18 protein-coding genes, 1 other RNA gene and 1 pseudogene are annotated in these 22,975 nt (G+C 35.6%); 3 read left to right on the forward strand and 17 right to left on the reverse strand.

Annotated features, from left to right (window positions below):
- Positions 1-12: 12 nt before the first annotated feature.
- Complete coding sequence (rpiB, locus tag ACTQ46_RS05380) at positions 13-453, reverse strand: ribose 5-phosphate isomerase B (protein WP_441747895.1); 441 nt, start codon at positions 451-453, stop codon at positions 13-15.
- Between the two features lie 121 nt (positions 454-574).
- Here rpiB and ssrA point away from each other — a divergent pair.
- Positions 575-923: a transfer-messenger RNA gene (gene ssrA, locus ACTQ46_RS05385) on the forward strand.
- A 372-nt stretch (positions 924-1,295) separates the two neighbouring features.
- On the opposite strand, the gene ACTQ46_RS05390 is transcribed toward ssrA, so the two are convergent.
- Both ACTQ46_RS05390 and ilvA read right to left on the reverse strand, forming a co-directional pair.
- A complete protein-coding gene (locus ACTQ46_RS05390; protein ID WP_441747896.1) occupies positions 1,296-2,750 on the reverse strand; it encodes a UDP-N-acetylmuramoyl-L-alanyl-D-glutamate--2,6-diaminopimelate ligase in 1,455 nt (484 codons plus the stop codon).
- A gap of 8 nt (positions 2,751-2,758) precedes the next feature.
- Complete coding sequence (gene ilvA, locus ACTQ46_RS05395; protein WP_441747897.1) at positions 2,759-3,982, reverse strand: threonine ammonia-lyase; 1,224 nt, start codon at positions 3,980-3,982, stop codon at positions 2,759-2,761.
- Positions 3,983-4,137: 155 nt separating this feature from the next.
- Here ilvA and ACTQ46_RS05400 point away from each other — a divergent pair, with 155 nt between their 5' ends.
- Both ACTQ46_RS05400 and ACTQ46_RS05405 read left to right on the forward strand, forming a co-directional pair.
- Complete coding sequence (locus tag ACTQ46_RS05400) at positions 4,138-4,383, forward strand: glutaredoxin family protein (protein ID WP_441747898.1); 246 nt, start codon at positions 4,138-4,140, stop codon at positions 4,381-4,383.
- Positions 4,384-4,469: 86 nt separating this feature from the next.
- Complete coding sequence (locus ACTQ46_RS05405) at positions 4,470-6,224, forward strand: phosphoenolpyruvate carboxykinase (protein ID WP_441747899.1); 1,755 nt, start codon at positions 4,470-4,472, stop codon at positions 6,222-6,224.
- Positions 6,225-6,292: 68 nt separating this feature from the next.
- Here ACTQ46_RS05405 and ACTQ46_RS05410 read toward each other — a convergent pair whose 3' ends face one another.
- From ACTQ46_RS05410 to ACTQ46_RS05475, 14 genes and pseudogenes are all read right to left on the reverse strand, one after another.
- A complete protein-coding gene (locus tag ACTQ46_RS05410; RefSeq protein WP_441747900.1) occupies positions 6,293-8,329 on the reverse strand; it encodes a hypothetical protein in 2,037 nt (678 codons plus the stop codon).
- Between the two features lie 359 nt (positions 8,330-8,688).
- Positions 8,689-9,708 carry a Gfo/Idh/MocA family protein gene (locus ACTQ46_RS05415; RefSeq protein WP_441747901.1) on the reverse strand — a complete coding sequence of 340 codons (1,020 nt, stop codon included), beginning with the start codon at positions 9,706-9,708 and terminating at the stop codon, positions 8,689-8,691.
- Between the two features lie 15 nt (positions 9,709-9,723).
- Entirely contained in the window at positions 9,724-11,055 is a 1,332-nt protein-coding gene (locus tag ACTQ46_RS05420; protein WP_441747902.1) for a nucleotide sugar dehydrogenase, read from the reverse strand.
- 4 nt (positions 11,056-11,059) lie between these two features.
- Positions 11,060-11,632 carry a DapH/DapD/GlmU-related protein gene (locus tag ACTQ46_RS05425; protein ID WP_441747903.1) on the reverse strand — a complete coding sequence of 191 codons (573 nt, stop codon included), beginning with the start codon at positions 11,630-11,632 and terminating at the stop codon, positions 11,060-11,062.
- Positions 11,632-12,813, reverse strand: a complete 1,182-nt coding sequence (locus ACTQ46_RS05430; protein ID WP_441747904.1) for a DegT/DnrJ/EryC1/StrS family aminotransferase — start codon at positions 12,811-12,813, stop codon at positions 11,632-11,634. Before ACTQ46_RS05430 ends, ACTQ46_RS05425 begins: the two co-directional genes overlap by 1 nt.
- A gap of 38 nt (positions 12,814-12,851) precedes the next feature.
- Positions 12,852-13,538 (reverse strand): sugar transferase, encoded by a 687-nt coding sequence (locus ACTQ46_RS05435; protein ID WP_441747905.1) that lies wholly within the window; start codon positions 13,536-13,538, stop codon positions 12,852-12,854.
- Entirely contained in the window at positions 13,539-14,732 is a 1,194-nt protein-coding gene (locus tag ACTQ46_RS05440; RefSeq protein ID WP_441747906.1) for a DegT/DnrJ/EryC1/StrS family aminotransferase, read from the reverse strand. It lies immediately after the preceding gene.
- Positions 14,733-14,863: 131 nt separating this feature from the next.
- Positions 14,864-15,727, reverse strand: coding sequence for a cysteine ABC transporter substrate-binding protein (locus ACTQ46_RS05445; protein WP_441747907.1), 864 nt, complete (start codon positions 15,725-15,727; stop codon positions 14,864-14,866).
- Entirely contained in the window at positions 15,711-16,481 is a 771-nt protein-coding gene (locus ACTQ46_RS05450; protein WP_441747908.1) for an amino acid ABC transporter ATP-binding protein, read from the reverse strand. The genes ACTQ46_RS05445 and ACTQ46_RS05450 overlap by 17 nt, the downstream gene beginning before the upstream one ends.
- Positions 16,482-16,490: 9 nt before the next feature.
- The gene (locus ACTQ46_RS05455) at positions 16,491-17,165 is read right to left on the reverse strand and encodes an amino acid ABC transporter permease (RefSeq protein ID WP_441747909.1); all 675 of its coding nucleotides are present in this window, start codon (positions 17,163-17,165) and stop codon (positions 16,491-16,493) included.
- Entirely contained in the window at positions 17,146-17,805 is a 660-nt protein-coding gene (locus ACTQ46_RS05460; RefSeq protein ID WP_441747910.1) for an amino acid ABC transporter permease, read from the reverse strand. The genes ACTQ46_RS05455 and ACTQ46_RS05460 overlap by 20 nt, the downstream gene beginning before the upstream one ends.
- 186 nt (positions 17,806-17,991) lie before the next feature.
- A complete protein-coding gene (locus ACTQ46_RS05465) occupies positions 17,992-20,733 on the reverse strand; it encodes an ABC transporter ATP-binding protein/permease (protein ID WP_441747911.1) in 2,742 nt (913 codons plus the stop codon).
- 9 nt (positions 20,734-20,742) lie between these two features.
- Entirely contained in the window at positions 20,743-21,603 is an 861-nt protein-coding gene (locus ACTQ46_RS05470; protein ID WP_441747912.1) for a hypothetical protein, read from the reverse strand.
- Between the two features lie 391 nt (positions 21,604-21,994).
- Positions 21,995-22,867: pseudogene (locus ACTQ46_RS05475) on the reverse strand (tyrosine-type recombinase/integrase); the annotation flags it as partial.
- Positions 22,868-22,975: the final 108 nt, after the last annotated feature.

Below are 22,975 nucleotides of genomic sequence, written 5' to 3' on the forward strand. Positions count from 1 at the left end.
TAAAATCTTATTCTATTCTTTTTCAAAACTCATTATTTTGTCTACTCGAGTGCTGTGGCGTCCCTCTGCAAACTCCGCCTCTAAAAATGCATCTACCAGAGTTTTTGCAACTTCGTCGCCTACTACCCTTCCGCCGAAACAAAGAATATTTGCATTATTATGCTCTCTTGCCATTTTTGCAGAAAAAGAATCGCTTACACACGCTGCACGGATTCCTGAAATTTTATTCGCTGCAATGCTCATTCCTAAGCCTGTTCCGCAGATTAGGATTCCCAGTTCTTCTTTTCCTTTACTAATCCCATCTGCAACTAATGCAGCATAATCAGGATAATCCACTCTTTTATTTTCACTAATACCGTAATCTGTTACTTCATAACCTTTTTCTTTTAAATACTCCACAATAATATCTTTTAAATCAAATCCGCCATGATCGGATGCTATAGCTATTTTCATTGATATCCCTCTTTCTTATTCTAGAATTTTCTTCTGTATTTATTCTACCCTTATAAAGTAAAAAGCTCAACCTTGCGATTTAGCGTTAACTCTGCTATAATAGTTATAGAACAATCTGTACGGGGATGACATTGGTTTCGACGGGGATAGTGAATTTGGAATAGCGAGCCGTTTTCGTCTACAAACGTTAAAAAAGGACAACTAAATTTAAACGCAGAAGATAATTTTGCATTAGCTGCCTAGTCGCAGCTTTTAATCTCACTTTGCTCCCCGCAGCAATTTCGAGATTTCATAATTAGCGGGAAACCCAATAAGAAGGGCTTCGAGCTTATTGGAGTATAAGAAGCTACCTGAGAATAAGATTTGTTTGTTGAACTTATTCAAAGGGAAACTTGATCAATAAACTGCGCTCGGAGAAATTCCCTTGGATCTGTTTTCGGACATGGGTTCGACTCCCATCATCTCCACCATACATATTAATGGTGGAACACCAATATTCACAGATAAGAATTTATGAATGTCCTTGGAGGGCTCTCAATATTCTTCTTAAAACAAAGACTAGCCGATTGGCTGGTCTTTGTTTTATAACAAAGACTAGCCGATTGGCTGGTCTTTGTTTTATAACAAAGACTCTAGAACTTCTATTTCAAAGGGAAATGTAACTAGATTGTAACCTCTTTGTCATTCTAATGTAACAACTAACAAAGTTTATTGTGCTATTATATACCTAGTCAATAATTATATTTATATAGATCTTTTGTTTTGTTCATCCTCCCAAATATGAACCCTTTGATCTATATAAATAAAAAAGGCCAATCTCGATGATTGACCTTTTTTATTGACTATTTATTTTTTAAATACTCTTGTATAATCACTCTTTCGTCGAAAGGAATTTTCTTATCCCCTATTTTCATAAACCGTTCATGACCTTTTCCAGCAAAAAAGAGCAGATCACCGGGTTCGCACATATCAATTGCTCTTTTAACTGCCTCTGTCCGATCTTCTATACATTCGTATCTTCCAGACACCGACACCAGACCTTTGGCTATATCCCGGTTGATGTTTTCTACAGTATCTTTTTTAGGATCGTCCATTGTTATTATAGAGTAGTCGGCATACTTTCCTGCAACCCTGCCCATTTCTTCTCTTATATCTTGTCTCCGATCGCCGCTGACTCCAAAAACAATCACTGTTTTCCCGCTATGGGACTTTGAAGTCTCAAGTAGATTTTTCAATGCATCCGGCGTATGGGCAAAGTCTATAACAATATCAAAACCTAGACTATTTTCTACATACTCGAATCTTCCCTCTGCCCCCTTAAATTTTTTAGCAGAGGCAATTAAGAAGTCCACAGGTACGCCCGCTTCACAACAGATGGCAATAGCTCCCGCTGTATTATAGACATGAAAAAGTGCTGTAGTATCGATTTCGATATCATGGATGCTTTTATCTGGAAGTCTCAGCTTGAAAGAATAGAATTGATCCTTGAATTCTAGTTCTGTAATAGCATAATCTCCCTCTTTTCCAAAAGAATGGACCTTTACCCCTTCTTTTTTTAATTCCTCGTATAATCTCCTGCCGTAAGAATCATCGGTATTTATCACTGAACTTTTGCGAACCATATAGAAAAGTTGTTTTTTAGCTTGATAGTAAGATTCCATATCCCCATGAAAATCTAAATGCTCCATAGTGAGATTTGTAAACACTCCATAATCAAAATCAGCTTTTCTCACCCGAAAAAGTTCTAAGGCATGAGAGGATACTTCCATCACAGCCGTTTCTACTCCGGCTTCAGCAAAACGACGAAAGATTTTCTGCAATTCCGGCGATTCTGGTGTTGTGTTTTCTATCTTTTCGTTTTTTCCAAAAATATTAACACCGTTTGTTCCTATAGTTGCTGCTTTTTTTCCATAAGACGTTAAAAGATGATCTATTAAATAGGTAGTGGAAGTTTTTCCGTTTGTTCCAGTTACACCAAACAACTCAAATTTCTCGCTGGGATTTCCATTTAAGACAGCCGCAATATCAGCCATATACTTTCTGCTGTCTGCAAGCTTAATAAATGTTGCTGTATCAGGATAGGCTTTCAACTCCTCCTGATGAAAAATAATATCTATCCCCTTTTCTACGAGCCCTTTTATAAAATCATGGCCATCCCTGTTTTCTCCCTTTATGGCAGCAAAAGCTGTTCCCTTTTCTGCCTTTCTGGAATCATGGGTAATATCTGAAATGTCTCGATCTAGTATTCCTTTAACCTCTATATAGTTGATTTTATCTAACAATTCCCTTAAATTCATTCTATCTCCTAATATGTCATCTTCACTTGATAGCCTTTTTCATAAAAATAATCGATAATTTTATGAATATGATCATGACCATTGGCTTCAGCATGTACTTCCAAAACGACATCTTGAAGACGGTCTAATGTTCTAAACTGATTATGCTGAACTTCGATAACGTTCGCCCCCATCTCTGCAAGTATTTTCGCAACATTGACGAGCTCTCCCGGGCGGTCTGGAAGAAGAATTGAAAAGCCGAATACCCTTCCCTTTGCGACTAATCCTTTTTGAACCATAGAAGAAATCGACACCATATCTATATTGCCGCCGCTTACTATACAGCATACTTTCTTCCCTTTTTCTTTTATTTTACGGGCTGCAGCAAGAGGAAGCGCTCCTGAACTTTCTGCGATCAGCTTATGGCTTTCCATAATTTCGATAAAAGCTTCCATCGTTTCATAATCAGACACGGTAATAATTTCATCAACATAGTCTTTCACGATTTCGTAAGTCATCTTTCCAGGTTCCTTAACAGCAACTCCGTCTGCAATGGTAGAAACTGTATTTAAACAAACAACTTCTCCGCTTTCAAGAGACTGCTTCATGCAGCTTGCTCCTTCCGGCTCTGCTCCTATAATCTTTATATTCGGATTCATTCTTTTTGCAGCTACTGCAACACCTGAAATCAGTCCTCCGCCCCCTATAGGAACAATAATAATATCGCAGCTGGGAAGCTGCTGAAGAATTTCCAATCCGATAGTTCCTTGTCCTTCAATAACATCAATATCTTCAAAAGGATGGACAAAAACAAGTCCCCTTTCCTCCGAAAGTTTTAAAGCATGGCCATAGGCTTCGTCGTAAACATCGCCATAAAGCACCACTTCAACACCGTACTTTTTCGTTCCTTCTACTTTGATAAGAGGAGTTGTTGTCGGCATAACAATAGTCGCCTTTACGCCTAGTTTGTTAGCAGAATAAGCAACTCCTTGAGCATGATTGCCTGCGGATGCAGAGATAATACCTTTCTCCTTATCTTCCTCACTCATTTTTGATATCTTGTTGTAGGCCCCTCTTATTTTAAAAGCCCCGGTCTTCTGGAGGTTTTCGGGTTTTAAATAAACCTCATTGTTATATAGTTTCGAAAATTTTTCGCTGTATATAATATTCGTTTTCTTCGCAACACTCTCTAGCCTCTCTGAAGCCTTTAAAAAATCTAATTTATCTGTGAATTTTGAACTTTCTCGAACCATTTTTTCACCATTCTTTCATAAAGTTATTACACAATTGTATCATATCCTAAGATCCCTCTTCAATTTTACGCTTTTAATAAACTTAAGTTATATCTTTCTAATTTTGGGTATCTTTATACTGTAAGAAAAATTAGACGAAATTTTAGGAGGCTATCATGGCAGATTTAAGATTATTTTATAAAGAAACATGTCCATATTGTAAAAAAGTAATTCGATTTATCGAAAAACACGAATTGGACGATAAAATCGAGTACGTAAACATTCAAGAAGATCCAAAAAATGAAGAAGAGTTAGTAGAAAAAGGCGGTCAAGGTATGGTTCCATGCTTATTTATCGATGGAAAACCTATGTACGAATCTAGCGATATAATCGACTATTTAGATGAAAATTATGTTAAATAACATCTCTTTTTAATAAAGTCCTATAGGGCTTTATTTTTTTTGTTCCTGCTGTGATATAATAAGTTAAAGAGCTAAAGGAGGCATCTATGAAAAAAGCATGGTCATTAAGCAACGACAAAGCAATGATAAATTTTTCAATAAATTACTGCGATACAGAGGAAAAGGTGTTGGAATCGGAAGCTTTTCTATCCGTTTTGAGACATTTTTTCAAAAAGGCAAGCCAAAGCAAAGATAAACATTATAATCTGCTTAAGAATTATGTGAAGGACTTTGATGATGCAGAAGAATATTTAATACTTTTAGCAAAACTTTTGACGATACTCTCTTCGAAAGAAATTTCCGAACATTTCCGAGCTTATATGGATGTCTATGAAAAAAGAAATGAATTTAATAGTCTGGTAGAAGATGTCTATACATATTGGAGAAATTTAGAACGATACGGCATGATCTATGAAACAAAAGGACCTAAGGGAATCGGACAAAGCAGTTTTTTGGATTCCAAAATGAATTTTGACAATTTGATTCTTTCTATGTATCGAAAAATCACAGCTAATCTTATTATGGAAACACCTTCTGTTTACAGACAAGTTCCTGCCGGAACGAATGTAGGATTAGTCTTAAAAGATACCGTCTGGCCTATTCCTGAAGGCTATGAAAGTTTAACGGATATTCCTTTTATAAAAGATCTATACATTGAAACACCTTTTATCACCTATCCTAAAAGAAATAAAAGAGACGGTTTCTTTGAAGAAGTTAAAACAAACCCTATGCCCTCTTTAGGGATTAATCCAAATCACTTTTTCTGCTATCCTATGTGGGTAGGAGATCTTTTGACCTTTGTCTTCGGCCATAGAGACTTTATGACTCATATCATATCCTTGTCAAATCTTTTTCAAATGGCAAAAGAAACTGAAATTGCCGGCAGAAAGCCTGATCTTATGCTTATCTTCGGTGCAAATGAGCCGGATATGAAGGCAGCAAACGGTTACTATATAGACAGCGAAAATGAAATTGTTTTAGGTTTTGTGTCCCATCATGAAGACCATGACTATTTCGGTTATATGAAAAAAATGACATTAACCCTTCATAATATTCTTCAAATGAGAAGGGGATACCTTCCGATTCACGGTGCTATGGTTCATATAAAAACTCAAGACGGTTCCTGTGCGAATGTCGTTATCATGGGAGATTCAGGAGCTGGCAAATCGGAAAGTATTGAAGCTTTCAGAAGCCTTGCGGAAGACTACATTTCCGATATGACTGTAGTATTCGATGATATGGGTACCTTCCGCTATCTAAACGATGAAAACAGATTGGTCGGTGTGGGTACAGAAATAGGAGCTTTTGTCCGTTTAGATGATCTGGATGCAGGATATGCATTTAAGCAGCTTGACCGCTCTATTTTTATGAATCCTGATAAAATCAATGCACGGCTGATCACTCCTATTGCAACCTACGAAGAGATTATAAAAGGCTATAATATCGATATGTTCTTATACGCGAACAATTATGATCGAATTGATGAAAACGAGTCCTCTATACATCTCTTTGATTCAAAGAAAGAAGCAAAGGAAGTTTTTACTGCCGGAAAAAGAATGGCAAAAGGAACCACTACAGAAGAAGGGTTGACAACATCATACTTTGCAAATCCTTTCGGCCCTTACCAATGCAAAGAACGCTGCAGCGAATTAATCGACCAATACTTCGATATTCTCTACGATAAAAAAATATATGTAGGGGAAATTCGTACACAGCTTGGTATAAAAGGATTCGAACGAAAAGGGGCAGAAAAAGCCGCCTTGGACTTATTTGAAATGATGAAAAAATTAAATTTAAAATAATATTTCACAAAAAAACGGTCCTCATAAATGGAGGAGCCGTTTTTTTATACTTCAGCTAATAAACTCTTTTATTTTCTTTTCCTTATTACCAGATACATTCCGCCGATTACTGCCATTAATATATATGGATAAGGAGTTGTTTGGACTTCTGCTGCTGTTTTAGGGATCTCTTTATAGCCGCTTAGTCTAGATGTATTATTGAAATTTCTCTGTGCTTTCGGTGCAATGCTTAGATCTTTATAAAGTCCTTTCAACTCATTTTGTTCTTTTGTTGTTAATGTTTTTTTGTTTTCTAGTTCTTTCCTGCGGGCTTGTTTTTCTTTTTGTATCTCTTCTTTTGTTTTGATCCCTAGATCTTTATAGAGTTGTTTTAGTTCGCCTTTTTCTTTATCTGTTAATGTTTTTTTGTTTTCTAGTACTTTTATCCGAGCTTCTTTTTCTTTTCGTTTCTCTTCTTTTGTTTTGATTCCTAGATCTTTATAGAGTTGTTTTAGTTCGCCTTTTTCTTTATTTGTTAATGTTTTTTTGTTTTCTAGTACTTTTATGCGTTCTTCTTTTTCTTTTCGTTTCTCTTCTTTTGTTTTGATTCCTAGATCTTTATAGAGCTGTTTTAGTTCATCTTTTTCTTTATCTGTTAGTGTCTTTTTGTTTTCTAGTACTTTTATGCGTTCTTCTTTTTCTTTTCGTCTCTCTTCTGGAGTTTTTAGATTTAGATCTTGATAAAGCTGCTTTAATTCTTCTGCTTCATCCTCTGTTAATACTTTTTTGTTTTCTAATTCTTTTATTCGCGCTAGTTTTTCTGTTTTAATTTCTTCGACTGTTTTGATTCCTAAATCGTTATAGAGTTTGTCAAGTTCTTTTTGCTGTTCTTTTGTTCTAGTCTTTATTAATTCCAGCTCTTTTACTCGTGCTAGTTTTTCTGTTTTAGTTTCTTCGGCTGTTTTGATTCCTAAATCGTTATAGAGCTTATTTAATTCTTCCTGCTGCTCTTTTGTTCTGTTCTTTATTAATTCTAATTCTTTCGTACGAGCAAGCTTTTCTTTTCGAACCTCTTCTGGAGACTTCATTCCCAAGTCATTGTAAAGATTCTTTAATTCTTCTTTTTCTGCATTCGTCAAAGTCTTTATGTTTTCTAGTACTGCGATACGATCCTTTTTCTCTTTCTTAATTTCTTCAGGAGTCTTTATTCCTAAGTCATTATATAGATTCTTTAATTCTTCTTTTTCTGCAGTAGTTAGAGTCGTTTTATTCTCCAGTACTGCTATACGATCCTGTTTCTCTTTTTTAATTTCTTCAGCTGTCTTTATTCCTAAGTCAGTATATAGATTTTTTAGTTCATCTTTTTCTTTAGCTGTTAAAATTTTTTTATTTTCCAGTTCTTTGATTCGTTTAAGTTTTTCTGCTTTGATCTCTTCTGCTGTTTTTTCTTCATCTTTTGGAACTTCAACTGCTGCAGTACTTCTTTTTGTTTTTGTTTTTTCGATTTTTGGAGTTTCTTTTATTTCTGCAGCGGGTGGAGTTTCTTTTTTGATTGCTTTTTCTTCTGTTGTTTTTTTAGTTACTGTAGTTTCTTCTGCTTTTGCAGGTGTTTCTTTTATATATATTTTTTCTTCTGTCTTTGTTTTTTCTTTTATTTCCGCTGTTGGTTCTGCATTTCTTTTTGTTCTTGCAGCAGCTTTTTTAGGAGCTTCTTTTTCTTCTTTCTTTGTAGTTGTCTTTTCTTCAATTTTTTTCTCTGTTTCTTCTATCTTTTTTACTTCTGTTTTTTCTTCTGCATTATCTTTTTCTTTTGTGTTCTTTTTATCTTCTTTTGTATCTTTCTTGTTTTCTTTAGCTTCTATTGCTTTAATTTCTTTTATAATTTCTTCCAATTCTAGTTTTTGCGCTTTTGTAAGTGTTTTTTTAGCTTCCAACTCTTTTTTTCTAGAGAGAAGCTTGTCGTATTTTCCTGCTTTTGTTTCTTTTTTCTTTTCTTTTTCAATGTGTAAAACCTTTTCCTGAATCTTAACCTCTTTTGCTGCATTGTTTTCTGCTGCCAAACTTAAATTTCCAAGGGGCGCAGTTATAATGGATAGAATAAGTACCGCGGTTAATAATTTTTTCATGACTTCCCTCCTTAATCATAGAAATTGTTTTTACAATACTTTTTTTAATTAGTATTGTTATCTTATATTTATTATACCCCGTAATTGTTTAATTGTAGATACTAAACATTAAGAAATTTCAACAATATGTTACCATTCTATCATCTTAATTTATTACAAAAAAAAGACACTTTTTTATTTTATATCTTAAACCTCAGAATACAGTCCTTTCTCTCAACTCCTATTTGAAATCTTCATTTCGCTCTTATAACAACTATTCTTCTTCTATTGCACATAAACCTCTTAGAATTACGCAATGTATAAATCACAGCACTTTAAAGCAAAAAAATAACACCTCTATATAGAGGCGTTATTTTTTATTATTCTGTTTGACCATAAGCTTTCAATAAGACTTCAACGGGCTTGCGTCCTTCTTCTCCAGAGATCAATGGATCTCTGTCTTCTACGATCGCTTCAATATAGTCTTTATATAGAGGCGTATGACCATTTCCATACACATTATCAATTTCGTCTTTCACAGGATCATCGATCTTTTCTTCAGGGTCTTCGAAATTCCATGTCTCAATTTCGTTTACTGCAAGACCGCCGATTACCGCTGTACCTGTTTCACCAAATATGCTTAATGTTTCTTCCAAGTTTTTAGGGTATACAACTGCGGATCCTTCTAGTGTTCCTATCGTTCCATTCTCGAATCTCATAAGAACAACACCATAATCTTCCATTTCGATATTTCTCATAAATGTTCCCCGCTCTGCTTTCACAGAAACGACTGGGCTATTCATCATCCATAATAATAAATCCAGATTATGAATACACTGATTCATCAACGTTCCGCCGTCCAAAGCTTTTGTACCTCTCCAAGGTGCAAGGTCATAATAATGCTGATCTCTTGTCCATAGAACACGAGCTGTTCCATTGATAAGATTTCCAAATTTACCCTCTTCTACTGCTTTGTGAAGCTTTTGTATCGGAGGGTTGAAACGATTCTGATGACAAACAGCTACTTTCAAATTTTTCTTTCTGCCTAAATCGTTTATAGCGTCGATTTCTTCCAATGTCATTGCCATCGGTTTTTCGATCATAACATGCAAGTCTTTTTCCAAACAATGAATCGCTATATCTCCATGATATCCGCTTTCTGTGGCAATCGCTGCAATATCGAGATCTTCCTTTTCGATCATCTCTTGATAATCTGTATAAACGGCAACCTCGCGATCTGGATATTTTTCTAAATATTGATTTTTTTTCTCCACAGCTCTTTCTTCGATCACGTCGCATACAGCTGTCAATTCCAAATAATCGTCATTGTTGGCAATTGCTTCTACATGTTTATAAGAAATCCTGCCGCAGCCGATAATAGCACATTTTAATTTCGCCATTTATCTTCCCCCGCTTTATAATAATTCGATTTTTTCTTTATTTTCTGTAATGCCTTTCGTTGCATTTTTAGTATCAAATACAAACGCTGCATTGTCCACAACCATTTGATAATCTACTGGTGTATGATCTGTCGTAATTACAACTAAATCATAAGATGCAACTACTTCCGGTGTTAATTCTTTAATAGATTCTGTAGTAGATCCGTCTTCGTTCTTAAATGAAGGGTTGAATGGATCATAGTAGTCTACTTCTGCTCCATTTTCTAAGAAATGCTCTAATACGATAAATGCAGGACTGTCTCTCATATCATCGATATCTTTTTTATATGCAATTCCTAGAAGAAGTACTTTTGCACCATTTAAAGCTTTCTTAAATTTCTTAGAAAGAATTTTCATAGAACGGTCTACTACCCACTCAGGCATAGAGTCGTTGATTGTACCAGAAGCTTCGATAATTTCCATATGAGTATCAAATTCTTTTGCTTTCCAAGTTAAATAGAATGGATCTAGAGGAATACAGTGTCCTCCAACTCCAGGACCTGGATAGAAAGCTTGGAATCCGTAAGGTTTTGTCTTAGCTGCGTCTACAACTTCCCACATATTGATGCCCATTTTATGAGCAATTTTAGTAAATTCATTTACTAAACCGATATTTACATTTCGGTAAGTGTTTTCTAAGATTTTTTCCATCTCGGCAATCTTTGGAGAAGAAACTGTGAAGATTTCGCTTTCTAATACATTTCTGTATAACGCTGCCGCAACTTCTGTTGCATCTTCGCCAACTCCCCCTACAACTTTAGGAGTATTTTTTGTTTTATATTCTTTATTGCCTGGATCTACTCTTTCTGGAGAGAAAGCTACAAAGAAGTCTTCCCCGCATTTTAATCCTGAACCTTTTTCCAATAAGGGAGCGATCAATTCTTCAGTCGTTCCTGGATATGTTGTAGATTCTAATACAACGATAGAACCTTTTTTCAAATGTTTTGAAATATCTTCAGTGGATTTCTGTACGTAAGAGATATCCGGAATTTGATATTCATCTAAAGGAGTAGGAACAGCTACTGCAATAAAGTTGCAGCTTGCTACTTCTGCAAAATCAGAAGTGGCTCTCAATAATCCTTTTTCTACTAATTCTGAAAGTTCGTCATCAACAACGTCTCCGATATAGTTATGGCCTTCGTTCACCATTTTAACTTTTTCCGGCAATACATCAAAACCAATAACTTGGTAACCTGCATTTGCTTTTTCAACAGCTAATGGAAGTCCTACATACCCTAAACCAACTACTCCAACTACTAATTCTTTCGATTCGATTTTACCTAATAATTCTTCTTTAATATTTGACATTAACTTACTCCTTTTCCCTAAGGATATTATTTTCTGTTACATATATTTTACCACAACTACGGCATTTATACTCATTCTGCTCTTTTTTTAAAGTTTCGCCGCATTCGCAGGCATAACCTATTTTTCGAGCAGGATTGCCTACAACAATCTCATAATCCCCTACATCTTTTGTAATTACAGCTCCTGCACCGATTAACGAAAATCTTCCGATGGTATTTCCACATATAATCGTTGCATTTGCCCCTACAGAGGCACCTTTTTTTAATAAGGTCTTTTTATATTCGTCCTTTTTTTCAATGAGACTTCTAGGGTTGATTACATTTGTAAACACACAAGAAGGACCTAAAAATACGCCTTCTTCGCAGATAACTCCTGTGTATACGGAGACATTGTTTTGTACTTTGCATCGGTCTCCCAACACAACTCCGGGAGATATTACAACATTTTGACCGAGATTACAAGATTTTCCAATTTTTGAATCTTTCATAATATGGCTGAAATGCCATATTTTGGTTCCCTCTCCAATTTCTGCACCTTCATCAACATAGGAAGATTCATGAACAAAATAATCTGACATTATTTAAACTCCTTAATCGCAGCGATAATTTCATCCTGCTCTTCTTGCGTTAATTCTGCAAATAGAGGTATGGCAAATGTTCTCTTAGACAGATATTCGGCATTTGGAAGATCACCTTCTTTATAGCCCAGGTCTTTAAATACCTTTTGCAGATGCATTGGAACTGGATAATAGGTTCCTGTTGCAATCCCTTTTTCTCTTAAAAAGGCAGTCAGTTCTTCTCTTTTTTCAGACTGCAGAATATAGAGATGATAGACATGTTTTCCCTGCTCTTGAACAGCTGGGATAACCAAGTCCATATCTTTGAAGGCCTCATCGTATCTTTTAGCCATTTCGATTCTTCTATTTGTCCAGTCTTCGATTTTTCGAAGTTTTATACGAAGAATCGAAGCTTGGATTTCATCGAGTCTTGAATTATGACCAATTAAATAATTATAATATTTCAGCGGATTATAGACAGTTTGATCTGCTGCATCTTCCTGTACTTCTTCATCGATGTCGTTTAAAAGATTATAAGCCTTCTGGCCATTCTCTCCCGAACCGTGAACTCTTAAAGCACGAAGGATAACTGCTAGATCTTCGTTGTTTGTAACTACCATTCCACCGTCTCCGGCACAACCCAGGTTCTTTGTTGGGAAGAAAGAAAAACAAGCAATATCGGATAGTGTGCCGATTTTTTTGCCCTTATAGCTTGCATTCACTGCTTGTGCTGCATCTTCCACAACATATACATTATGTTTCTTTGCAATTTCATTAACTTTATCCATAGGACAGGGCTGTCCAAAGATATGTACAGCTATAATTGCTTTTGTTTTCTCATTAATTTTTTCTTCGATTTTTTCAGGAATCATATTATAGGTAGCAAGATCCACATCCACAAAGACGGGTTTCGCACCTACAAATCCTATCGCCTCTGCCGTGGCAAAAAAGGTGTAGGATGTTGTTATAACTTCATCTCCTTCTTTTATGCCTAAGGCTTTTAAAGCTAAAATTAAAGCATCTGTTCCATTTGCTACACTTACCGCTTCTTTTACGTCGATAAATTTCGCAAATTCTTTTTCGAATTCTTTTACATTTTGGCCCATGATGTACTGAGCGCTGTGTAAAACATCCAGTACTGCTTTGTCGGCTTCTTCTGCCACAGAAGCATATTGTTTTTTTAGATTCATTAATGGGATCATTTTACCCTCCTTGACACGTTAATACTTTAACACTTCTATTATCTTTCGTCAATCCGTTCAAAGGATACGATTCGAAGCAGCGTTTTCATAATTAAATAAAAGTCATAAAAGACAGACATTTTCTTAATATACTTCATATTCAATTCTAATTTTGTCGGTAGAACCTCTTCTATATAGGCTTTTTCAGGATCTTCGCTTTGCCCAAGAACAGTCGATTCGTCTCTATATTCTATCGATGCCAGATCCGTAATCCCAGGTTTGACTTTTAAAACATTTTTCTGATAATCATCATAAAGCTCGACATATTTAGGAACTTCAGGTCTTGGTCCAACAAAACTCATTTCTCCAAAAAGAACATTGAATAATTGAGGAAATTCGTCCAACTTTGATTTTCTTAAAAAATTTCCTACTGAAGTAATCCGGCTGTCTTTTCCCACTGTAATCTGCATTCCTTTTTTCTCTGCATCCGTAACCATAGTTCTGAATTTATTGATTTTAAAATGCTTAAAATCTTTTCCTACTCTTTCCTGCCGAAAGAGAACAGGACCCTTTGAATTCAGTTTAATCGCAATTGAAATAATAATCATTGGGATAGCCATAACAACTATCCCAATGATGGATAACACTATATCGATGATTCTCTTTACAATAAGCTGTCCGCGTTTTTTTTCTAAATACCTGTCGAATTCTCTGTTAAACTCTTTTATATTTGTTTGAGATTCCATTTATACTACCGCTTTCTTGAATTCTTCAATAATATATTCAATCTCCTTATCTTTCAATAAAGTGTGGAGTGGTAAAGTAATTTCATTTTTATAAAAGGCGTAAGCATTCGGATAATCTTTGATATCAAAACCTAATTCTTTATAAGCTGTATGCATAGGGAGAGGTTTGTAATGGACATTTGTCGCAATTCCTGCTTCTGCCATTTTCTCAATAATTCTATTTCTTTCCTCTTCTTCGATCCCTTCGACTCGAGTGATAAAAAGATGACCTGAACCTCTAAAATCTTCACCTGCATGCTTTATGTTCTTAATTTTCGTATTCTCGAAACCATCTTCATAAGTCTTTATAATTTCCCGTCTTCTTCTTAAAAGCTCTGGATATCTTTTAAACTGTGCAAGACCTATCGCAGCCATAATATCTGGCATATTATATTTATAACCTAATAATTTTATATCGTATTCCCAAGAACCTAATTTTGTTTTTGCCAAAGCATCTTTATTTTGTCCATGCAAGGTGATCAATTGGATCGTTTTATATATTTCTTCCGAATCCATCCCGCCTAAATCCGTCCATAGAAGAGCTCCCCCTTCTCCTGTTGTAAAATTCTTAACTGCGTGGAAAGAAAATACAGAAATATCTGCAATAGAACCAACTTTTCGGTCTTTATACTTGGCGCCTAGTGAATGAGCCGCATCTGCAATGACAGCAGGACGTCCTAATTTCTCCTGAATCTCCCCTTTTGGCTTAAATAAAAATCTTTTACGCTCGACTGCACGAAATATTGCATCGTAATCACAAGGGATTCCGGCTAAATCTACAGGGATAACGGCTTTTGTTTTATCGGTTATCGCTTCTTCTATCTTTTGAGGGTCGATAAGACCAGTATTTTCATCAATATCAGCTAAGACGATTTTTGCTCCTACATGATGAATAATTGAAGCTGAGGCGCTGTAAGTATAAGCTGATGTAATCACTTCATCGCCAGGTCCGATATCTAATAAACGAAGGGCAGTTTCCATTCCTGCCGTAGCTGAATTTAAACAAACACATTTTTTGGCACCGGCATAATCGGCTAATTGTTTCTCAAGAAGTTTCGTTTTTGGACCTGTTGTGATCCAACCGGATTCTAAAGTATCCACTACTTCATCTATCTCACGCTGCGTAATATCGGGGGGTGAAAATAATATTTTCATGTTTTCTGTTCTCCTTAAAATACATTTCAAGACTATTTAATGTCTTTATTTTAGCATATTTCATACCTTTATAAAACTACTATAAAGAAACAGAAAAAAGGCATAGATGAAATCTATGCCTTTCCCTTTGCTTATTCTACTATTCCGCTTTCTACAACAATACTGTCGGGACTTACTGTATCACCATATACAGGAGCTAAGTTTTCTTCGTAATTTTTATGGAAGAACTGTTCTTCTCCTATTTTTTTGATTTCTTTATTAATCCAGTCTAATAATTCCTGATTTCCTTTTGCAACAGCTGGTGCGATGGTATCAATTTCGCCTAATGAATCGACCCCTACTGAGAACCCGTCGTTTTGAAGAGCCCATGCCAATACTTCTGTATTATCTGTAGATAGGGCATCTCCTCTGCCGTCTATAAGAGCATTGAATGTCTCTGTATATTGATCGAATTTTACAAGCTCTACTTCAGGATAATTTTGTGTAAAATAGGTTTCCGCTGTTGTACCTTTTGCTACAATAAGCTTTTTCCCGTTAAGCTGTTCCGGAGAAGTAATTAAAGCATTATCCGGAGAGACGATTCCAAGAGAGACCTTCATATATGGAAGTGCAAAATCAACAGCCTCTTTTCTTTCCTCTGTGACTGTAAAGTTCGCTAATATCAAGTCGACCTTCCCAGATTTAAGATACTCTACTCTGTTTGCCGGCTCAGTGGATACATATTCTGCTTCTACGCCCAAATCTTTGGCTAGACGGTCTGCAAATGTTACATCATAACCTTTGTAAGCGCCTGTCTCATCGATATATCCAAATGGATTCTTATCGCTGAAGACTCCTATTTTGATAGAACCGCTTTTTTTAATATCCTCTAAGGAACGATAAATATTGCTCCCGCCCTCGTTGTTTTGTTCATTGCTGCCTCCGTTAGATCCGCATCCTGCTGCAAGTATTGCTACTGCTAAAGATGCCAGAACAATCTTAAATATTTTCTTCATTGTTTAATTCCTCCTTTTGGAATGTAAATGTATTTAAAAATTTCTTTGCACGGTCTGTTTTCGTATGGTGAAAGAAATCTTCAGGTTTAGCCATTTCTACAATTTCTCCCTGATCTAAAAATACAATTCGGTCTGCTACTGCTTCTGCAAACTGCATTTCATGAGTTACAATGATCATCGTCGATCCAGCTTCTGCCAGTTCCAGCATAACATCTAGAACTTCACGAACCATTTCCGGGTCAAGAGCCGCTGTAACTTCATCAAAGAGCATAATTTCCGGATCCATAATCAAAGCTCTTACAATAGCAACACGCTGTTTTTGTCCTCCTGATAATTGTCTTGGATAATCCTCCTTCCGATCTAAGAGCCCTACACGATCTAGAAGTTTTTCAGCCTTTTCCAACACCTCTTTCTTCTTTCTTTTCTGAGCTTTCATCGGTCCTAATAAAATATTATCCATAATAGTCATATGGGGAAATAATTCATAAGATTGAAAAACCATTCCAATTTTTTGCCGAACTTCAGTCCACTTTGTTTTAGGATCGGTTAAAAGCTGATCTCTCAAGTAGATTTCACCAGATTGTATTTCTTCCAATCCGTTAATACAGCGTAAAAGCGTACTTTTGCCGCAGCCGGAAGGGCCAATCACCACTACAACCTCTCCTTTGTGAATGTCTAGGGAAAGATCTTTTAAAATCGGACCATTTCCATAATCTTTCACGATATTCTCTATTCTTAATAATGTCTCTGTCATACTACTCTCCTAATTCCAGCGTCGTTCTAAATATTTCGCAAATCTTGATATCGGCCAGCAGACCAGAAAATAGATAAAAAAGATCGCTCCGTATATCCATAAAGCTGCATCCGGTGCTGTATATCGATTTGCTTCGATAATCTGCTGTGCGACCTTCATGACCTCAACTACGCCGATTAAAACGATGATAGACGTTGTCTTAATCATTCTTGTAGCCAGATTAATCGCTAAAGGTATCAGCCTTTGAAGAGTCTGGGGTACAATGATATATCGATATATGGAAGACTTGCTTAATCCTAACGCTTCCGCAGACTCTCTTTGATGGTTTGGTATGGAAATTACAGCACCTCTTACAAGATCTCCCATTTCTGCCGTACCCCATACCGTAAAAACGATAATCGCAGATACTTCGCCAGATAAATTGATTCCAAACGACCTTGTAAAACCAAAATATACGATAAATAATAAAACCAGCTGGGGCATAATTCGAACAAACTCCAAATAGAATTTGGTTATAAACCTTATGATTTTATTTTTTCTTGTCATTATAATACCCAGTATAATCCCGAAAAAGATAGAAAGCAGTATCGATATAAGCGATATCTTAAGAGTTACGCCTAACCCTTCCATCAGACGGGCGAAGTTATTGCCTAAAAAGAGAACTCTAAGACCCAAATCCTGCATAACGAAGCCTCCTTTCAAGCCATGAAGCAAATAAAGAGATTGGCAGAAGTATAATTAAATAGGTGATTACAAGCATTAACAGCGCCTCGTCTGTTTTATAATACAGCCCGATTAAATCTTTCGCCACATACATTAAATCCGGCAAAGCAATCACGCTGAATACCGACGTCTCTTTAATTAAAAATATTATATTTGCAATAATTCCCGGTATCGATACAGATAAAGCCTGGGGAAAAATAATATATCTCATAATCTGATTTTGTGTGAGACCCACACTCATTCCTGCAGAAATCTGAACTTTATCGATAGATTCCAACCCGCTTCGAAAACTCTCCGCCATATAGCTGCCCCCTAGAAAACTAAGTCCTATTATCCCGCAGGCCGTTGAACTTAAACTGATACCGATTTTCGGCAGCCCGAAATACAATAAGAACAGCTGCACTAAAAGAGGAGTATTGCGTGATAATTCGATATAAACCGCTGCTATATTTCTTAACACAGGAACTTTATAATAACCAGCATAAGCACAAATTAAACCGATCAGAACAGATAATAGAATACCGATACCTGCTATAGCCAGTGTCAATTTCGCAGCTTCTATATATAAAGGGATATATTGCTGAATAAAAGCAAAATCCATTCGACCACATCCTTTCTTACTATTATTATACTAATATAAAAATAAAAGCAAAATATTTCACCTCTTTAAACTAGTATATCCTATCAGCTTTATTGGTTTTAGGATTCTATTATATGGATATTTCTAAGAATTGTCAACAATTTCATTATAAGAAAAGACCCGTAAAAAACGGGCCAAAGTTATTTTTTATTCTGTTCTGAGCGCCTTTACAGGATCTTTCTTAGCTGCAGCTTTCGCAGGAAATAGACCACCTACAAGAGTCAGCAGAATACTTAAAAGGATTAAAAGCACTGCCGCCGGTATCGGCAGATATGCATTTATCTCAGGATTATCTGTCAGCTGATGAATTACGTTATTAATTGGAATTGTCAGCAGGAGAGAAATCCCCACACCTAATAATCCGGAAAATAATCCGATAATAAAAGTCTCAGCATTGAAAACTTGAGAAATATTTTTCTTTGAAGCACCGATCGCCCTTAATATCCCGATCTCTTTTCTTCTTTCCATAACGGAGATATACGTTATGATGCCTATCATAATAGATGAAACGATTAAGGACACAGCTACAAAAGCTATTAGCACATAGGATATTACGTTTATAATATTGGTTATCGAGGAAGTCATCAAACCTACAAAATCTGTATATACAATTCTATTTTCTTCTGTCTCGTTTTCATTGTATGTTTGTATCCCCTCTGTAATCCCTTCTTTATCTTCAAAACTATCTGTATAGATGCTTATGGAAGAAGGAATATTTTCATCTACATAACCAAATTCTTCCATATTGTCTTGATAACTGCCTCCTGCAATATTATCTTCATAGATTTTCAAAAGAACTTCTTCATCTGGATTATCCATATATTCATCCAGCATTCCTGCAAGAACGGTTTCCTCCGCCCCCATCATCCCAGATATATTTTCTTGGTTTCCGCTTTGCAAAGCAATATTTCCCCATAGGGCAGCTTTTTCTGTAATACCCAGACCGTCAATATATCTTTGAACTTCTTGGAGCTTTTCTTCATCGCTGTCCGGTTCGAATAAAATACCGTTTTTTATATTTCGTTCAGGACTTTCTAATTGTGCTTGGACAACAGCCTTTTCATTGGATTTTTGTATAATATGGCGGGTTAAAGCATTTGTATATCCGCAGGCCCCGTTTATATTTGCATTTGCTGCATCCGGGACAGGTCGGATAACTCCAGATATTTTTAATTTCTCGCCGTTATCTATAACCTCATCTATTTCGCTGTCTTCTAGTTTAGTATAATGTCCCTTTTCATTTTCTCTATAATAATCACCAGCTAAAACTAAAGAATACTCTTTCCCCAAAGCTTCTTCATAATTCAAAACGATTTCTTTCGGTTCGTAATTCTCTTTATTCATAGAAGATTTTATTTCTTCATAATTTTCCTCAGAAATCATTCCTAAAGCATAAAGAGCTTCTGTAGAAACTTCGTTTGAACCGTTAAGAACCAGCACAATCTCATGATACTCTTTCGGCCAATGCCCGGCTAGCAAATCATAACTCTCTGTAACTACAGGACTTATGAGAGCTTCTTTGCTTCCTGGAAGCATCTCCGCAAAAATTTTCGGTGTAGAATTCGGATTTCCGCTGCTTCCTCCTGCAGATTCGAAAGCAGAGGTCATCTGCTCTTCCATTCTGCTTCGCATGTCTGTAGCTTCTTCTTCCTTTTCATCTATAAAGTGATTCTTTCTTGTATCAATATAATTTTCACTGTCGTTTTTAGAGAAGATATTAAAATTAGTATTATAGGAATAATGAACTCCATTTTCCCCTATAAACTCTTTTAATTGGTTATCCGATCTTTCTAAATATTCTTTAAAGGAAGATAGATTATTTTCTGTAAAACTTGTACTCAGCTGGCTTATTCTTTTTAAATCCCCGCTGTCGGAATGAATTATTGTTAAGTCTTGATTCCCACCCGGTTCGGATTCTATCCTATTATTTGGATCCATAAAACCCGTTAAATCTATTGTTTCTTCTTCGATTGTGATAGGATAGGACGTCATGGTTTCTTTTTGGATGTCGGAAATATAGGTATTGACGCCGCTTGATAAAGAAAGAATTAAAGCAATGCCTATGATCCCTATAGATCCAGCAAATGCAGTCAAAAAAGTTCTTCCTTTTTTTGTCCTTAAATTATTAAAACTAAGCAGTAATGAGGTTAAAAACGACATAGAGGCTTTTCCCATATTGTCATAATTCTTCTGTGAAAATTCCTCTTCTATACTATAAGGATTGCTGTCGCTGATAACTTCTCCATCTCGAAGTCTAATGATTCGATTGGCATAATTCTCTGCCAGTTCCGGATTATGGGTAACCATAATTACAAGCCGATCTTCTGCTACTTCTTTGAGCAGATCCATTATCACAACACTTGTTTCTGTATCCAACGCCCCTGTAGGTTCATCTGCCAAAAGGATATCCGGATTGTTTACTAAAGCTCTCGCTATAGCAACCCTCTGCATTTGACCTCCGGACATTTGATTCGGCTTTTTGTGGGACTGTTCTTCTAGCCCCACCTTAGCCAGCGCTTCCTTTGCTCTCTTTTTTCTTTCCTTTCTGGAAATTCCCGATATGGTCAAAGCCAGCTCCACATTTTTCAATACAGATTGATGGGGGATGAGATTATAGCTTTGGAATACAAAACCGATAGAATGATTTCTGTAGGAATCCCAATCTCTATCTTTATAATTTTTTGTGGAGATTCCGTTTATGGTCATCTCGCCGCTGTCGTACTGGTCCAAGCCCCCTATAATATTCAGTAATGTTGTTTTCCCGGAACCGCTTGGCCCGAGTATTGCTACAAATTCATTTTTGCGAAAGTTCAACCGAATGTCTTTCAATGCAGTTTGTACTAGTGCACCAGTTTTATATCGCTTAGAAATATTGTTTAATTGAAGCATCCTTTTCTCCTATTTAATTTCATTTTTTCTGTGCAGATTATATTGTCCCTTATTCTGCATCGAATGTTTGATTTCTTTTATATTTTGCGTAGAACTGTTTAAAACCACATTGCCTTTAAGCTGAAGATGGTTCTTGTTTTTTTCTAAAAAACCTCTCAGCTGCCCTTTGTGATGACATAATTTTTCTTCGCAGCATCCGCAGGATAGTGCAGCATTGGTATTTTCTGCAAATCTTTCTGGATAGCGCCTTATAGATACTTCCCATCTTAAAAAAAGAATAAAACCAATTGCAAAAAGACTCCAAGTATAAAAACTCTTGATAAAAATAAGGGGAGTAAACATCATCGCAAAGTCCCAATTATATATCCGGCAGCTTGTGCAGCATTTATTTTTCATAAACCAAGTCTGAAACGGGCAGAAAAACAAGATACAAATCATATCGCTTACGCTATAGAATAGACTGATAAGAATCAGTATCCCTGCATCGATGATCTCGTTATAGTAAAGAATAGCTATAATAGAATTTAAAAGAATCCAGAACACAGCTACAGAAAACGTTCTTTTTCTAGACTGAATCTTAGGCTTTGCTGATTTTTTCCGTTGTTTAAAGAAGGTGTCAAACTGTTTTTGACATCCAAGACTTTCAACCTTCGAAGGAAAAAAACGAATGAGCATTTCTATAACGAAAACAAGCCATATAATGAAGGTAAACAGCGGATATCGGCTGATAAAAGGAATAAATCCTTCAGAATTTTGTCCTCGATTCATAATATATAAGACGAAGACCAATAAAAATAAGCTTGATCTGAACAACAGCTTTAGGAAATGCATCTTTGAAATTTTTGATATCTTTGTTCTCTTTTTATTCACTTCTTCTTATCCTTCCTATTTTAATAGAGGATCCGCATTCAATACCCTGTAAAGTTATACAGATCCCTTTTGTATTAAGATTAATAATATCCTATCAATAAAAAATACTCAATTCTATTTTTTGATAAGTTTTCTTTATAGTTTCTTTACACACAAAAAAAAGATATCCTTTGGATATCTTTTTTTCATTCTACTCTTCAATTTCTTCTTGTCGATCTCTTCCCAAAGGCTTCATAGTAGGGAAAATCCCCTTTGTTTTAGATAATTGTCTAAATCTCTATAAAAGTCTATTTTTTGGTACTTCTCTATTTACGACAATTTGCTAACTCTCTATAAGTGCCCATAGATTTCTAGCAAATTGTCGTAAATTTGTCGTAAGCTGTCGTAAATTCTAAAATATAAATTTCATCGCTTTTTCAAATTCTCCCATCTGTTCTATCTTAAAATCTTCTGTTGCATCTACATATATATCCATTGTTGTAGCAATATCAGAATGACCTAGAATAGACTGCATTGCTTTTGTATTTATATTTTGTTCATTAAGACTTGTAGTAAAGGTGTGTCTGAAAATGTGATTGCTTAAATGTGGAACTAATAGAATATCATTAGAGTTCGATTTATTTTTATCCATTATACTTAAATTGCAATCTCTAACAATTCTTCTTAAAGCTTTATTAAGTGTTCCATTATTGTGAACCTTTCCGAATCTATTTAAAAATACAAAGTCTTTAAATCCATCGATTGAATCACAACATTCGATTCCAAAAGTCTTTTGTATCTCTCTTTCCATAAGAAAAGCATCTTTTACTTTTTGAACCATAGGAATACTTCGCTTACCTGATGCTGTCTTCGGTGTATTAATAGCATATCTATTGTTCAATCCTTTACCTTTACTATAATATACCAAAGTCCTATTTACATTTATAAGACCATTATCAAAATCTAGATCGTCCCATTGCAATCCTGTAACTTCTCCAACTCTCATACCTGTCCAAAGCATAACAATGAATATTGGATACCATTTTTTATATTCGTCACTATTAGATAAATATTCTTCAAATAGCATCTGTTCTTCTATTGTCATGGCTTTTTTCTTCGGAGATTCATTTCGATAAGCTACTTTCAGTTCCTTTAAAGCATTATCAGATGGATTAAACCTTATATATTCGTCATCCACTGCCAATTCTAATACCTGATGTAAGACAGTATGAACACAATCTATGGTAGAAACCATCAATCCCTGATCTTCCTTTAATCTGTTATGGATAGGTTACACTTAGTTGGACAGATTTCTTAAGGTCATATAAAATTAAAACAATAAGACTAAGGAGAATCTGAATATGGCTAAAAGAAAGCGTAGAGAATTCACGGA

This window comes from Gallicola sp. Sow4_E12 (assembly GCF_052116305.1).
GTDB lineage: Bacteria > Bacillota > Clostridia > Tissierellales > Peptoniphilaceae > JBQKLI01.

Bases quoted from the DNA above. Each gene is read 5' to 3' on its own strand.
- ilvA (WP_441747897.1), bottom strand. From the start codon at position 3,982: ATGGTTCGAGAAAGTTCAAAATTCACAGATAAATTAGATTTTTTAAAG.
- ACTQ46_RS05425 (WP_441747903.1), bottom strand. From the start codon at position 11,632: ATGTCAGATTATTTTGTTCATGAATCTTCCTATGTTGATGAAGGTGCA.
- ACTQ46_RS05445 (WP_441747907.1), bottom strand. From the start codon at position 15,727: ATGAAGAAAATATTTAAGATTGTTCTGGCATCTTTAGCAGTAGCAATA.
- ACTQ46_RS05435 (WP_441747905.1), bottom strand. From the start codon at position 13,538: ATGGAATCTCAAACAAATATAAAAGAGTTTAACAGAGAATTCGACAGG.
- ACTQ46_RS05420 (WP_441747902.1), bottom strand. From the start codon at position 11,055: ATGTCAAATATTAAAGAAGAATTATTAGGTAAAATCGAATCGAAAGAA.
- ACTQ46_RS05430 (WP_441747904.1), bottom strand. From the start codon at position 12,813: ATGATCCCATTAATGAATCTAAAAAAACAATATGCTTCTGTGGCAGAA.
- ACTQ46_RS05405 (WP_441747899.1), top strand. From the start codon at position 4,470: ATGAAAAAAGCATGGTCATTAAGCAACGACAAAGCAATGATAAATTTT.
- ACTQ46_RS05450 (WP_441747908.1), bottom strand. From the start codon at position 16,481: ATGACAGAGACATTATTAAGAATAGAGAATATCGTGAAAGATTATGGA.
- ACTQ46_RS05400 (WP_441747898.1), top strand. From the start codon at position 4,138: ATGGCAGATTTAAGATTATTTTATAAAGAAACATGTCCATATTGTAAA.
- ACTQ46_RS05455 (WP_441747909.1), bottom strand. From the start codon at position 17,165: ATGCAGGATTTGGGTCTTAGAGTTCTCTTTTTAGGCAATAACTTCGCC.
- rpiB (WP_441747895.1), bottom strand. From the start codon at position 453: ATGAAAATAGCTATAGCATCCGATCATGGCGGATTTGATTTAAAAGAT.
- ACTQ46_RS05465 (WP_441747911.1), bottom strand. From the start codon at position 20,733: ATGCTTCAATTAAACAATATTTCTAAGCGATATAAAACTGGTGCACTA.
- ACTQ46_RS05440 (WP_441747906.1), bottom strand. From the start codon at position 14,732: ATGAAAATATTATTTTCACCCCCCGATATTACGCAGCGTGAGATAGAT.
- ACTQ46_RS05415 (WP_441747901.1), bottom strand. From the start codon at position 9,708: ATGGCGAAATTAAAATGTGCTATTATCGGCTGCGGCAGGATTTCTTAT.
- ACTQ46_RS05410 (WP_441747900.1), bottom strand. From the start codon at position 8,329: ATGAAAAAATTATTAACCGCGGTACTTATTCTATCCATTATAACTGCG.
- ACTQ46_RS05460 (WP_441747910.1), bottom strand. From the start codon at position 17,805: ATGGATTTTGCTTTTATTCAGCAATATATCCCTTTATATATAGAAGCT.
- ACTQ46_RS05390 (WP_441747896.1), bottom strand. From the start codon at position 2,750: ATGAATTTAAGGGAATTGTTAGATAAAATCAACTATATAGAGGTTAAA.